A 14,159-nucleotide genomic window follows, 5' to 3' on the forward strand; every position below is an offset into this window, starting at 1 on the left:
ATTGTATGGACGAAAGAAAAGATGCGGAACACTTCCTCAACTTGATTAAAAAATCAAAGAGGGGAAAATTTAAACTGTACATTGGTATGAGTGCAGGTGTCGGTAAAACATACCGCATGTTGCAGGAAGCGCATACCCTTTTGCATAATGGTATCGATATCAAAATAGGGTATATCGAAACCCATTATCGAAAGGAAACACATGCCCTGTTGGAAGGACTGCCGTTGATACCCAGACGCCAATTGTTCTATAAAGGGAAAGAATTGGAGGAACTGGATGTACAGGCCGTTATTAATCTTCATCCTGAAGTCGTAATCGTTGATGAACTGGCCCATAGCAATATTGAAGGAAGTCAGAATGCAAAACGTTGGCAGGATGTGCTGGATATATTAGATGCTGGGATCAGTGTTATTAGTGCCGTCAATATTCAACATATCGAAAGTTTACATGATGAGATCAAAGATATTACTGGAGTTGATGTCAAGGAACGGATTCCAGACAGCGTACTTGCATTGGCAGATGAAGTCGTTAACATCGATTTGACAGCAGAAGAGTTGATCAATAGATTGAAGGAAGGTAAAATTTATGCTGCAGCTAAAATTGAAACCGCATTATCCAATTTTTTTAATGCCGATCATATCCTGCAATTGCGAGAATTGGCGTTGAAAGAAGTGGCTGCACAAGTACAGCGAAAAGTAGAAAAGGAAGTTGTGCAGCATAAGGGCGTCAAGAAGGAACAGTTTTTAGCTTGTATCAGCTCAAACGATAAAACAGCGATCATTGTGATCCGCAAGACAGCACGATTAGCAAACTATTACAACAGTAAATGGTTTGTACTGTACGTACAGACACCAAAAGAAAGTGTGACGAAAATAGCGTTAGATAAACAACGACATTTGATTAATAATTTTAAATTAGCGACAGAATTGGGAGCCGAAATCATCAAAGTAAATCATACGCAAATCACAAAAGCCATTATTGAGCAATGTGAAGAACGGAAGATAACCACCGTATGTATCGGAAAACCTCATCTTGGTTTAATGAAGATCATCTTGGCGACAAATACTTTTAATACGCTGTTAAACAAGCTTTCAAAAGAAAAAATTGACCTTATAATTCTTTCATAATGCGCATAAAAACAAAATTAACCTTTGGTGTAGGTTTACTTTTTCTCATGATCGTATTATTGGTCATCGTAAGTGGTTGGTATATCAATCAATTAAAAAGGGACACCAATAATATCCTTGTGGCCAATTACAATACCTTGCTATATGGTCGAAATATGTTATTGGCCTTAGAAGAAGGAGCTTCCGATGCTACTGCCTTGCATGATTTTAAAGAGAATTTAGAAAAGCAAAAAAATAATGTGACTGAAATCGGAGAGGCACAAGCAACTTTATTGGTAGAAAAGCATTTTTATCAATTTATCCGAAATCAAGGGGATGTGAGTCTGGTCTCTAGGATTAGAAAAGATATTACAGAATTGATGCGGCTCAATATGGAAGCCATTGAACGTAAAAGTAATATTGCTGATGTGACTGCCGAAAAGGCTATTGCTGTTATCTCTATCACAGGTTCTCTTTGTTTTTTGATTGCCTTTGTACTGATCGTTAATCTTCCTTCCAATATTGCCAATCCGATAAAAGAATTGACCGAAAGTATTAAACAAATTGCGAATGAAAACTATCAGAAACGGATTCATTATGAAGGACGTAATGAATTTGGAGATCTTGCAAATTCTTTTAATACCATGGCTGAGAAACTCGAAGAGTATGCCGAGAGTAAATTGGATAAAATACTGAAAGGTAAAAAAAGGATTGAGACACTCATCAATAACATGCATGATCCTGTCATTGGTATTGACGAACACAAACAGGTGCTTTTTGCCAATGAAGAGGCGTTGAAAATAACAGGATTGCAAGCGGAGCAATTGATTGGGAAACAAATACAGGATGTCGCTGTCCATAATGATCTGATTCGAGATTTTATCAAAGACATTTTTCCAGATAAGCAAAAAGGGGAGATCAAACTCTTGAAAATCTATGCGGATGGGAAAGAAAGTTATTTTGAAAAAGAGGTGGTCGATATCAATATCGTTCCTACAGGAGAAACCACCTCACAGTTTATTGGTCAGGTCATTATGCTTCGAAATATCACCCAATTTAAGGAAATGGATTTTGCAAAAACAAATTTCATTGCCACGATATCACATGAACTGAAAACACCGATCGCTTCTATAAAAATGGGTTTACAACTGTTAGAGAATAAACAGATTGGTGTGCTGAATGAAGATCAGGTTAATCTGGTGCAAAGTATTCGGGATGACACAGGACGATTATTGAAAATAACGGGTGAATTACTCAATATGACGCAGGTGGAAAGTGGAACCATTCAGCTCAACGTAGCAAGGACTCAGGCGAGCGAACTCGTCGAATATGCGATGAATGCGACAAAAGCCATGGCAGAACAAAAGCATATCCAACTCCAGTTAGTGATGCATGATCATGTGCCTGAAATATTGGCGGATAGTGAAAAAACAGCTTGGGTGCTCACCAATCTATTGTCCAATGCCGTACGTTACTCTTATGAACGTTCCACTATTTTTATTCGTGTCGAACCGGTGAACAATAAAGTTAAGTTCTCCATTCAGGATACTGGACCTGGGATCGAGCAACAATATGTGGATAAGATATTTGAACGTTATTTCCGTATACCAGGTACTAAAAAAGAAGGTACAGGTTTAGGATTGAGTATCAGCAAGGAATTTATCGAAGCACAAGGAGGGGAGATTACTGTTCAAAGCGAATATGGCTCAGGAAGCATCTTTTCATTTACCTTGAATGCTGTAGATGACGATTCAATACTAACTTCAACATTGACATAAACCTATTGCCTTATTTTTAACATCAGAAATAAGTTTGATTTCATGAAATATACAACTTTAGCTATCGTAGGTGGATTTGAAAGGGAATTAAAATTTATCGAGTTAGTTAGATAAGGGCATCTTCGGATGCCCTTTTTTATCGATTGTTCTGAAGATAGTAGGTGATGAGCAGATTCAAAAAATAGACATTTCGTTTTTATTTAAAATAATTTGCGCTATCTTCAATTTTAAATTTAAGTCTATGAAAAAGTTCTTCCTTTCCTTGTGCTGTTTAGTATATGTACTCGTTGCAAAAAGTCAAACACATCGTTTGTTATTCCACACGGATTATGGCGACTTTAAAGTTGTTTTATATGATTATACACCCAAACATCGGGATCTTATACTGCATGCGATACAAGACCAAGTATATCGAGACGCATTATTCAATCGCATCATTTCAGATTTTGTTGTGCAAGGGGGGGAACATGATATCGATATTGAAAAGCGAGAAGCAGCGGATCCATCACATCATAAACCTCGTTTGGCAGCAGAGTTTGATGACAGAGCCTACCATAAATTAGGCGCATTAGGTGCTGGTCGGGATGGTAATCCAGAAAAAGCTTCTTTCCTGAATCAGATTTATTTTGTTGTAGGTAAAAAGCAAACAAATAAAGATCTTGACCAACTGGAATTGAAAAAGGGTATCAAATACAGCAAAGAACAACGCGAAACCTATTTGAAAATAGGCGGACAACCTCGTTTGGATCATGATTTTACTGTCTTTGGTGAAATATATGAAGGATTGGATGTGATCTTGAAAATCAGCCAAGTGAAAACAGATAAACAAGATTACCCGATTCAACCTGTTCATTTTGAATTATCTGAAATTAAAACCTCACATGCGCAATAAAGTCAGTCTACTTGTCGCCATGTTTCTGGTTCAAGTGGTTATGGCTCAAGAAATTGATCAACAAGCATTAGACAAGCAATTACACGGCTATTATCCTGACGAACAAGCGCCTGGTATTGCCGTTCGAATTTCACAACATGGAAAATTGAAATACAGTTTCCATCAAGGCTTAGCCCATTTGGAGGAGCATCGAAAAATTGATGATAACACTCATTTCAGAATGGCCTCTGTGAGTAAACAGATAACAGCATCTGCCATCTATCGGTTAATTGAAACAGGCAAGATGAAAATAAGTGATCCATTGGATACTTACTTCGATGAACTACCAGATAAATTAAAAACCATAACCGTTCAGCAACTTCTAAACCATTCTTCTGGGATCTTGGATTATGAATCTTTACTACCGGAACAACTGCATAAACAGTTGACTGACTTGGATGTATTACAGTATATCAAACAGAAGAATACAGTTTATTTTCCTGCAGGTAGCGCTTTTCGATACAGCAATACAGGATACTGCCTTTTAGCCCTTGTGGTAGAAAAAGTAAGTGGAAAACCATTCTCATCCTTTGTGCAACAAGAGTTATTTCTTCCAGCAGATGTTACAGATGGTTTGGTTTATTTCCCCTATTCTCAAATTCAACAGCGTGCTTATGGGTATCATCCGGTGCAGAATTTCTATGTCTATGCCGATCAAAGTCTGACCAGTGCTACGCAAGGGGATGGAGGAGTTTACTTCTCCCCAATCAATTACCATACGTGGATGAATAATCGTTTAACCACAAAGTTCCATAATGCTGACATCATGGAATTTATTCAAGCGAATAACCACCCCGTAAAAGATAATATTGCCTACAGTATGGGCTGGTTTTATACAATAGCGAATAATCAACCTATTCTTTTCCACTCGGGAGAATCCACAGGATTTCACAACATCGTCTATGTGAATATTGAAAAAGACTTGATCATTTCTTTCTTCGGCAATCGGGATGATACGGCGATAGCAAAAGCCTTTGAAGCTGTTTTAAAAGCGACTGGAGAAAAAAATCCAATTTCGGACACGAAAGATCGGCCTTTGTTCGACTGGTTAAACCAGGTGTATGCAAATGAATAAGGAAGCCCTATACTAGGTCGATCAATCCCCCTTTCGTATGACACGACGAAGGACAACGGCTATCTTGCCGCATCTGTGATCAGGTCGTAGAATAGGCTTGCGAGGATGCTAAGAAATTTGCGTAAAAATCAGGAATGTCACTCGCTTTTATTTTGTCTATAACTTCCTCCATAGCATAAGGGATTCGGATAATCTCCGCCTGGATATGATCTTCATCCAGCTGTAATAAAAGATAAGTAGCATCCTTGTTTTGCTCTTTTGATCGACCTACAGATCCGACGTTTATCGCCCATTTGTTGCCAAATGATTTAATAAAAGAAAGATGGGTATGTCCCATCAGCAATATATCGGCTTTTGCTTCAGCTAATAAAGATGTAAAGGTAGCATCAGGTTCGGTTTCGTACAGATAATGTTCGTTGCTTTCTGTACTACCATGTGCGAGTTGAATGCACCAATGTTTCTGATTCACCTGAATATCCAATTGCATCAAATAGGGCAATTGGGCAAGGAAAGCTTTGTTCTTTTCTAAGATATTGTTTTTGGAGTGCTGAATGGCGAGGATACGACAGGCTGTTTCTTCAGCAGTATGTTTTGGCAAAGGAATAATAGGCAGATCGTAAGCGATGCGTTCGTCATGATTACCCAATAAACAAGGAATCTGTTCTTCTTGGATACGTTCAATAACCTCGTTACCCCAAGGTGCAAAATCAACCAGATCACCTAAACAATAGGTTTGTTGAATACCTCTAGCAGCAATATCTGCTAATACGGCTTCTAAAGCAGGTAGATTTCCGTGTACATCACTGAAAATGGCAATTTGTATCATCGTTTTATTTGGGTCGCAAGTTAGTTCCTTTTATTGCGGTTTTTGTGGTGTTATTCAGCGGTTTTGTGGTTCTATTATCGATGATACCACGGTAATTTGCTGTTATTTTCTGTTTTATAGTCCTTCATTTAAGCTAATAAACTGTCTTATAAGTACTTTTATTAGGTTTTCTTTAGACCAACTTCTAACCTTCTTCGGACTTTATTCTATCGTCCACCGCCTTTGCACCACACGTGCACCACTGTTTTACCACACCTGCATCGGGGAAAAGGCGAGACAACAGTTTAGAAACAGCAAGCTAGAGGTAGTGAAACTTAGAAGTTGGTTAGGAGAAAGTCCGAAGAAGGTTAGGAAAAGGTATCCTTAGTTTTCTGATTATGGAAATCATTTTATATTTTGCGATACAAAAAAAATTAAAACAAAATATGGCTTCAGGTATATTTGCGATATTGGATGATATCGCTGCATTGATGGATGATGTTGCGGTTACGAGTAAAGTTGCAGCGAGTAAAACGGCAGGAATTCTTGGAGATGATTTGGCTGTAAATGCTGAAAAAGCAACAGGTTTTCTTTCTTCCCGTGAAATCCCTGTCTTGTGGGCTATTACAAAAGGTTCGTTGATCAATAAGCTCATTATTGTTCCTATTGCATTATTATTGAATGTTTTTTCTCCCGTTGCGATCAAGCTTATTCTGGTATTAGGTGGTTTCTACTTAGCTTATGAGGGTGTCGAGAAAATTATAGAATATTTATTTCATCGACAAAAAACAGGACATGAAGTGGTGGAAGAAATTGAAGAGGACAGCAGTGTTGCCGAGAAAGCAAAAGTGAAATCCGCCATTACAACAGACTTCATCCTTTCTGTGGAGATTGTTATTATCGCATTAGGCACGGTGTTAGAAGAAAGTTTAGCCATTCGGATATTGACAGTCTCTGTGGTTGCCTTATTAGCCACTATTGGTGTCTATGGTATCGTTGCCTTGATCGTACGGATGGATGACGCTGGATACAAATTGATCAAACGATCAAATGATACAGGCCCTGTTGCCAAGTTTGGACATCTATTGGTAAAATCTTTACCCATCATCATTAAAATCCTGGCAGTTGTGGGTACAATTGCCTTGATCTTGGTTTCTGGTGGGATCTTCGAACATAATATCGATTATTTACATCATTTTTTACCTGGCGTTCCGTCAAGGCTTAAACAAATTGGTTATGGTATAGTGGCAGGTTTGTTACTTGTCATACTCATAACAGGCTTTAAAAAAGTATTTGTTAAGAAAAAAGTAACGGTTTAACATATAAGGTCTTTATTAAACAAGAAGAGCATCCAACCGGGTGCTCTTCTCGTTTAATAGCATCAATGATTCAAATGCGATTGTTGGTCTTTGTGTTTCCATACGAACTGGATACGAAACTGTTTTTCCGTTAATAACCCCATATCATCGTATCCCTTTTCCAATTATTGCTAGCAACCTATTTCTATGTGTACAGATTGTTAAAATAGGTTAAGTCTTCAAAAACAGACAGGTACACTTGGAAAGCCTATAATTTTTTTTACTATATTTAGTTAACAAGGATCAAAATTTAATAGGAGATATGTGTATGACATTAGAAGAAAGAATTAATCATTACAACAAATCATTTGGTTTTTTGGAAAATCCAGAAGATTTTGACTTCAATCTATCACCCGAACGGATAATATATAAAAATGAAGCCTTACGTACTGGAAATAGAGATTTATACGCTTCCTATCTAGGAAGTAAATACCCTATGGAGCGACCTAAAGAGTTAGCAGATTTTGATAATCAAGTTGGTCGGGTCGCGCAAGTTGATAAAAATGAGGTTAGCAAATTGTTCGAACAGACAGGCGCTAATCTATTAAAATCAGATATTGATTTCAGAGATCAGGATGCTGTTTTTCATACCTTAAAAGTTCCTGCTGAAGATGTATCGTGGCATCTGGAGAATAATGAAGAAGACCTCATTCAAGTTACTGTAACGCTCGAACAGGCATTTCAGAGCAAAACAACTATTTATTTGATAAAATAACATGCCGACCATTTAAAAACGGACATTTGGATAGTTTTAAATCAGAATTTTAATTTTCTTAGTTTTTTGTAAACGTATTTAAACCAAATAGTTGCATATTTGTTAGTAACTTATTGATCTTTAAATTTAAATACTTATGAAAAACAAAATTTTATTGATTTTATGCCTGTTAACGGGTTTAATGTTTATCAATGCGGGTTTAGACAAGTTTTTTCACTACATGCCGATGCCCAAGGACATGCCTGAAGAAATGGTAAAAGCAGGAAAAGCTTTTATGGAAATAGGCTGGTTGCTACCGTTGGTAGGCGCTATAGAAATTCTGGGAGGGTTGCTATTAGTTTTCCCAAAAACCAGACCTCTTGGCGCTATTGTTCTCTTGCCTGTCTTAATAGGTATATTACTCGCTAATATCTGTACGGCTCCATCAGGATTACCGATTGCACTAGTATTACTCGCTGTTATTGTTTGGGTGATCATAGACAACAAGAAAAAGTACTTGCCTTTAATAGGAAAATAGTTGCAACGTAATAAGTCTAAAAAAATAACACCATTGTTTCTTTCAATGGTGTTATTTTTGTTTTGTAGATTGACAAACTTTCAGATTACGCATAATCTATAATTTCTTGTATTTCATTTAGGATATTCTGCATCGCTTTTTTCGTAAAACCTTGTGCAAGATTGGCTGACTTTCTTTTTTCATTCTTCAGGTAATACACATTCAGCATGGTATTGGTCGTAATCAAAAGCTGCTTCATAGCAAAAAGTTCAAAATTCTGAATATCGGTAATCGGGATGGTTGCAGCAATAGGGATCAATCCTTTTCTAACTCTTATTTCCTTATTGTTCATATCGATGATCAGGCTCTTATTGAACATGCTAATACCAGCAAGTATGGCAACGATCAAAGGTATCCACATCATCATAGGCTCCTGCATATAAGCTCCTAATGCAGCCACTAAGAGGAGAAGGGTTATGAAGATGCTATTGAAGACGTATTGCGGTTTCAGTTTATATACATGACCTTCTTGCGTGAAATGTTTTAATTGTTCCATGGGTTTATCATTATTACTACAATTTGGTATCGCGTGCTCATATTTTTATCTTTCAAATATCGTTCCTGATTAGTTTTTTCTCTTCTTCCGATAATCTTTATATGAAAAATGTAAAACAGATCACATCCGATAGAATTAATTGGCTTAAACAAAAATGCTGAATTTTTTACATAAATCTATTTTTTTCACGACCACACTTGTACTACAGGTACGAGTTGTGTAACTACAAAAGGACTACATGGTTTTTAGAAGTATAACCTAAACAAACTCCTTAATGTTCCATCCTCTTATAACAATCAAATTATTTAGAAATATTCATAACTTTATGGAAATAATAAACTAATATGCTGATTGTAAATTTCTCAACTTTTCCTGAGTTGGAGACAGAAAGACTAAAGTTTAGACGTGCTGATTTAAATGATATCAATGGACTATTTGCACTGCGCTCTGATATAGAAATAATGAAATATATTCCTCGACCAGTAGCGACAACTCTTGAGGAAATATCAGAATTCCTGAAATTAACCGATGAAAAAATTAGTGCCAATGAAATGATTAATTGGGTGATTACTTTAAAGGATGATCCTAAAATGATTGGTACCATTGGTTATTACCATATAAAACCTGAGCATTACAGAGCTGAAATTGGCTATATGCTACTTCCGGAATTTCAAGGAAAAGGCTATATTACTGAGGCAATTAATGAAGTCGTTAATTATGGCTTTAATGAAATGAAGTTTCATTCAATCGAAGCATTGATTGATCCAGCAAATTTGGCCTCAGCCAGCGTATTGGAGAAATGCAATTTTATTAAAGAGGGATATTTTAAGGAAAGTGAGTTCTATAATGGGCAATTTATTGATACTGTCATTTATTCAAAATTAAAAGGATAGAAAAAATAGTTCAAAAAGACAAGAATCGAAAATAGCTATGTCACTTATAGGGCTATTTTCGATTTTCCGCCTGATTTAAATGTTCGCTATTTCTGCGGTCAATAAATTCAATATAAAACGAAGACTTTGTCTGGAAATAGATCAGCACCGATGGAATTAAAAACTTTACGATAGCAACAAGACATAGATTTGTAGATATGGAAAGGAGGGGTATGTCCCGATAACATTTATGTGGTGCTGTATTTTGGTCTGGAGACCTAGTGGCTATAAAGGATTTAAGTGACCCGTTGGAACACACTTAAACCAGAGGGGGGGCATGCTTATTTCCTTTTGTAGAAATAGAAACTGGCGATTGCTATAAGCATAACAAGGAGGTAAAAAGTAAAATTTACAATTTCGTATTTTGATTCGTATCCTTTTGCAATTATAGTTTGCCAAATTCCTGGTTCGTTCTTAAATCCGATAGACCACTGTCCAAAATTCCATGCGGCATGAAGTCCAACTGGTAAAGCAATACCTCCTGATTTTAATGCAGCAATACCAAATAGAATTGACCCGATTCCAGCTCCTAAAAAAGCTTGCGTAACGGTATAGCCACCAGCGAAGTGTTCTAAGGAAAATATAATGGCAATCATTAATTGCGCTTTCCAAGAGCCAATTGCATAAGTAAGGCTTCGTAAAGCATACCCATGAAATGCTAACTCTTCTCTAAAGGCCAAAATTAAATACAGAATAAGTGTCAGAAAAATTGTTATTGTAGATGTTTGGGGAGCATACATTAATTTTACATCACTGAATGTTATAACCAATAATCCTTGCGCAATAGCTAATAATAAACCGATTCCAAAACCACATCCAAATAGGGGTAAAGTTTGTTTTCTCGGAACTACGCCAATTTCAGATAATTGAAGATTTTCCCAACGAGAAAATACTACGGTTAATATAAATACCGCAATGGAGGCAATACTGCCCAGTAGTATGTCAGACCAAGGCTTGGGTAAATTTTTGGTCATCGGAGCACATACGATTAACATCAATGCACAGCAAAGGCAGAATAAAATTACTCTTGCAACGGTGTACTTCCAGTGTATTTTTGACGGAGTCATTTTGTGCAATTAGTCAGATGTTTTTGTATCAACTTTTAATTCAATGATTTGTTGTCTATTTAGTAATTAATGTTCCGTTTTCTGTTAAAATTACTTGACCATCTTTTTCGACAACAAGAGTAATGTCTGCTGCATGATCCTCTCCAATCATGTTTCTGTAAACCTTATATTTATAATTTTTATTTGAGAAAGTAATCACATGATTACCACCACTTCCTTGGAATATGAACTCACCATTATTTAAGATCATATCGGGTTTTGAAGATTCTTTTTCATCTATTTTCCAAGAAGCATATCTGTATGTATGATTCGCCAGTTCATCAATTCTAATTAGAAATTTTTTAGTCTTTATGCTGTAAATCGGATTTTTAAAAGTTTTTAAAGAAGGATGTAAATTTTCTTTAGCGACTAAGTCTTTTCTTAGCTTTTTTTCAAAGTCGCTTTGATAGTTCACGGCAGTTATTTTTCCTTTATCACTTGTTATCCAGATAACACCATCATCTAACATAATTCCTCTCCAACCCACTTCTGACCACTGCTCAATTTTTGAATGAGCAATCTTCTCAATAAGGATGCTGTCAAAGACTTCGCTGAACCGTTGTTTAAACTCATTTTTGTCCTTAATATTAGGTATTGGATATTCCCTGCGTAAAGGGAAGCTAATTATATTTGAAATTTTGCTACTATCTTTCTGTTTGAATAACGCGATCACATTCTTGATATTGGCTACTTTATATTCGTCAAGTTTCTCACTTTGAGAATAACCAATTTTAGAAAAAAATAATAGGAATAAGAATAGTTTGAATTTCATCTCTTGGATTTTTATAAGGATCGTTCAAAGATTGTTGACAAAGGTTCCATAGGATAGCAACCAAATAATGAGAATCTTCTAAACCAATGATTCAAATTTAATCTTCTTTTCAACCTCTGGACGTAATTTTTCTTGATTGATCATCGTTTTATTCATCTTCTCCTGAAAATAAACTTGATACCATATCTTTTCAGGAAAACTGCCAATAAGTTTAAAAGCACGCTCCGAGTGGATCATGAGCTTTAACATGAACTCTGCCTTTGGCTCACGGTGACTGTTGAGCACTTGGCTAAGGGATACTGGCGTCACTTCTATATCCTTAGCAAATTCACTTTTTTTATTGTATAATGCGTCTATGTATGTTTCAAGAAAAGTCGTGAAATGAGGTTCATTATCGTATTCAGATGATTTCAAGAATTCTTCCATCTGAAGTTTTAATTGCATCAGTTTTGCTCTAAAAATATCGACCTGTGATAACTTTGACAGGTGCTGTTTTCTTAGTTCTATAAGTAATTGCGCGTCATGGAGCTGCTCTTTAGCTGAAGAATAACGTGAATCTACTACCTCATTAGCTATTTCTATCATTTTTTCTTTACGTCTCATAACTGTATTTTTGTAAGCCAATTTGTTCCAAAATATCACTTGTTAACTTAGAAAGAGGTCGTTGCTCATTACTTGCTCTGTCTATGTAATTTCCAAAAATCAAACGATGTATTTCACCTGTAGATTTCCCCATTCTAGAAAAATCTTCTATTAAACCATTGTAATACTCCTGATTATATGAGTAAGTTTTTAAAATTATTTCTTCAATGTAATCAGTATGCTCTTGATATAATTCTTTTAGAGCAAATGTGCGTATATTGTTTTTGCACTTTATTTTGAAGTTTTCATCATCACATTCAATCAAAGTGTCAATTGATACCTTAATATCCGAATCTTTTTCAAGCATGAATTCCCTATGGTTTACCGAAAATCGGCAGTTCACATCATAGCCTTCAAAATATGGATGGAGTAACTCACTCACATGATCTGATTTGACATGATTGCATGTAGGACAACATGGTATAAGGTTATAAAATGACAACGCTAGGTGAGGATATTTCGATTTAGAGAAGAAATGATCAAACTGGGGTCTAATTTTCTTCTTTTTATCTGTAGTGAAAGTATATTGTCTATTGCAGTACGGACAAGTATTGACATTGAGCTCTTTTGCTAACCAATAGCCATGCTTGTCGCACATCGTCTTATATTGATTATCCATGTATCTTCTGAATCTTTGAACATTTTCATTGTTAGAGTAATATAATGCTTCAAACTCTTCGTTGATTTGATTGAATTCATCAGGCTTAGCTAATATTAGTTCATCTATTTTGTCGATAAACCAACTATTAATGGGATATTGTTTTTTACGTTTGCACTCTTTTAATTTAGTCAAATATAGAAGAGCAATTTCTTCTAGATTACGTTCAATTTTGATCATCTAGTTTTCTTTTTAGAATGCTTATTTCTTTTTCAAGTTCAAATATCCTGATGCTTATATCATCTGGTAATCCTTCTCGTTGCTTGTACAATTTCATTAGTTGATCACGGATAATGGGTTCTCCCACCATTTGAATTTCTTTTAAAATAGACTGACGGAATAGTTTATTATTTTCAAGGTCATTAAATAACTGGTTTATTTTTTTCTTAGCAAAATTGCCAATTGGAAGCCCGTCAATAAAAAAACTATTTCTGTATAAGGTATGAATATTAGCTCCAAATGTATTATCTCTACTGATTGACTTTACAACTTTGCAAGTACCGTTTTTATTTTTATCTAGAAAAATGATATTATCTTTCGGAAAGTCCGACACAAGAATTGGAGAGTGAGATGCTATTATTATTTGAAATTTGAATTCAGGATAGAGTTGTTCTACAGCATTGAGCAATAAGTTAAGAAATTTTTGTTGCCATTCAGGGTGGAACGATAATTCGGGTTCGTCTAAAATCAATATTTGATGTGTGTCTTGGTGTTTGATTTGTGATCTTGCATAATTGAGATTAGCTAAAAAAATCAAATATGCTTCTTCCCCAGAAGAAAGAGGATATCCCCATTTTACTTTGAAGCATTGCTCAAAGAATAGATCTCTTCTCGCCACCTCGTTTCTCGAATATCTCTCAAGCAAATCATTATTATACAGGAATAAAAGTTGAGAATAGACCGTTACTATTTCTTTAGCGTCTGTTAAAGAAATTATGGAATTTAAAGCATTAGATTTTGGTTTTCCTTCGATTGATTGAAAAATGGCATCTAAAGATAAAAATAACTTATTTATTTCTATTCCATTTTTAAGGTTAGATTTTGATATTTTTTCAAAAAAAAGTATCGTACACGATCTGTAATGTAATGATTTATTTGATTCGGAGAATGCTATTATCTCTTGCTCTAGTCCCATATCTAAACAAAAGCTAAATAACTCCATTAAAAGTGAAAGATACCAAAATGCCTTATAATTGTCAGACTTATGCTTCTCGATATTATACGAATCG

At 35.6% G+C, this 14,159-nt stretch carries 15 protein-coding genes; 8 read left to right on the top strand and 7 right to left on the bottom strand.

Going from position 1 to position 14,159, the window contains the following annotated elements; all coding sequences use genetic code 11:
• Window positions 1-5: 5 nt before the first annotated feature.
• The 4 genes from LZQ00_RS04575 (at window position 6) to LZQ00_RS04590 (ending at window position 4,890) form a co-directional block, all read left to right on the top strand.
• The gene (locus LZQ00_RS04575; RefSeq protein WP_234512314.1) at window positions 6-1,127 is read left to right on the top strand and encodes a sensor protein KdpD; all 1,122 of its coding nucleotides are present in this window, start codon (window positions 6-8) and stop codon (window positions 1,125-1,127) included.
• Window positions 1,127-2,884 (top strand): ATP-binding protein, encoded by a 1,758-nt coding sequence (locus LZQ00_RS04580; protein ID WP_234512316.1) that lies wholly within the window; start codon window positions 1,127-1,129, stop codon window positions 2,882-2,884. Before LZQ00_RS04575 ends, LZQ00_RS04580 begins: the two co-directional genes overlap by 1 nt.
• A 241-nt stretch (window positions 2,885-3,125) precedes the next feature.
• Window positions 3,126-3,776: a peptidylprolyl isomerase gene (locus LZQ00_RS04585; RefSeq protein WP_234512318.1), complete on the top strand. Its 651-nt coding sequence runs from the start codon at window positions 3,126-3,128 to the stop codon at window positions 3,774-3,776.
• The gene (locus LZQ00_RS04590) at window positions 3,766-4,890 is read left to right on the top strand and encodes a serine hydrolase domain-containing protein (RefSeq protein ID WP_234512320.1); all 1,125 of its coding nucleotides are present in this window, start codon (window positions 3,766-3,768) and stop codon (window positions 4,888-4,890) included. The genes LZQ00_RS04585 and LZQ00_RS04590 overlap by 11 nt, the downstream gene beginning before the upstream one ends.
• 79 nt (window positions 4,891-4,969) lie before the next feature.
• Here the strand turns inward: LZQ00_RS04590 and LZQ00_RS04595 are convergent, their stop codons facing one another.
• Window positions 4,970-5,716 carry a metallophosphoesterase family protein gene (locus LZQ00_RS04595; RefSeq protein WP_234512321.1) on the bottom strand — a complete coding sequence of 249 codons (747 nt, stop codon included), beginning with the start codon at window positions 5,714-5,716 and terminating at the stop codon, window positions 4,970-4,972.
• 425 nt (window positions 5,717-6,141) lie between these two features.
• Between LZQ00_RS04595 and LZQ00_RS04600 the strand changes: the two genes are divergently transcribed.
• From LZQ00_RS04600 to LZQ00_RS04610, 3 genes are all read left to right on the top strand, one after another.
• Window positions 6,142-7,014 carry a DUF808 domain-containing protein gene (locus tag LZQ00_RS04600; protein ID WP_234514788.1) on the top strand — a complete coding sequence of 291 codons (873 nt, stop codon included), beginning with the start codon at window positions 6,142-6,144 and terminating at the stop codon, window positions 7,012-7,014.
• Between the two features lie 307 nt (window positions 7,015-7,321).
• Window positions 7,322-7,768 (top strand): hypothetical protein, encoded by a 447-nt coding sequence (locus LZQ00_RS04605; protein WP_234512323.1) that lies wholly within the window; start codon window positions 7,322-7,324, stop codon window positions 7,766-7,768.
• A gap of 136 nt (window positions 7,769-7,904) precedes the next feature.
• Complete coding sequence (locus LZQ00_RS04610) at window positions 7,905-8,285, top strand: DoxX family membrane protein (RefSeq protein ID WP_234512325.1); 381 nt, start codon at window positions 7,905-7,907, stop codon at window positions 8,283-8,285.
• Between the two features lie 85 nt (window positions 8,286-8,370).
• On the opposite strand, the gene LZQ00_RS04615 is transcribed toward LZQ00_RS04610, so the two are convergent.
• A complete protein-coding gene (locus LZQ00_RS04615) occupies window positions 8,371-8,820 on the bottom strand; it encodes a hypothetical protein (RefSeq protein WP_234512327.1) in 450 nt (149 codons plus the stop codon).
• 344 nt (window positions 8,821-9,164) lie between these two features.
• Here LZQ00_RS04615 and LZQ00_RS04620 point away from each other — a divergent pair, with 344 nt between their 5' ends.
• Complete coding sequence (locus tag LZQ00_RS04620; RefSeq protein WP_234512329.1) at window positions 9,165-9,713, top strand: GNAT family N-acetyltransferase; 549 nt, start codon at window positions 9,165-9,167, stop codon at window positions 9,711-9,713.
• Between the two features lie 320 nt (window positions 9,714-10,033).
• Here LZQ00_RS04620 and LZQ00_RS04625 read toward each other — a convergent pair whose 3' ends face one another.
• The 5 genes from LZQ00_RS04625 to LZQ00_RS04645 form a co-directional block, all read right to left on the bottom strand.
• Window positions 10,034-10,726 carry a CPBP family intramembrane glutamic endopeptidase gene (locus tag LZQ00_RS04625; RefSeq protein ID WP_234512331.1) on the bottom strand — a complete coding sequence of 231 codons (693 nt, stop codon included), beginning with the start codon at window positions 10,724-10,726 and terminating at the stop codon, window positions 10,034-10,036.
• A gap of 148 nt (window positions 10,727-10,874) precedes the next feature.
• Complete coding sequence (locus tag LZQ00_RS04630) at window positions 10,875-11,630, bottom strand: hypothetical protein (protein WP_234512332.1); 756 nt, start codon at window positions 11,628-11,630, stop codon at window positions 10,875-10,877.
• 78 nt (window positions 11,631-11,708) lie between these two features.
• On the bottom strand, window positions 11,709-12,233 hold the full coding sequence (locus LZQ00_RS04635) for a hypothetical protein (protein ID WP_234512334.1): 525 nt from the start codon (window positions 12,231-12,233) through the stop codon (window positions 11,709-11,711).
• Window positions 12,223-13,110, bottom strand: coding sequence for a hypothetical protein (locus LZQ00_RS04640; protein ID WP_234512335.1), 888 nt, complete (start codon window positions 13,108-13,110; stop codon window positions 12,223-12,225). Before LZQ00_RS04640 ends, LZQ00_RS04635 begins: the two co-directional genes overlap by 11 nt.
• Window positions 13,097-14,065: an AAA family ATPase gene (locus LZQ00_RS04645; protein WP_234512337.1), complete on the bottom strand. Its 969-nt coding sequence runs from the start codon at window positions 14,063-14,065 to the stop codon at window positions 13,097-13,099. Before LZQ00_RS04645 ends, LZQ00_RS04640 begins: the two co-directional genes overlap by 14 nt.
• Window positions 14,066-14,159: the final 94 nt, after the last annotated feature.

It is taken from the genome of Sphingobacterium sp. SRCM116780, assembly GCF_021442025.1.
GTDB lineage: Bacteria > Bacteroidota > Bacteroidia > Sphingobacteriales > Sphingobacteriaceae > Sphingobacterium.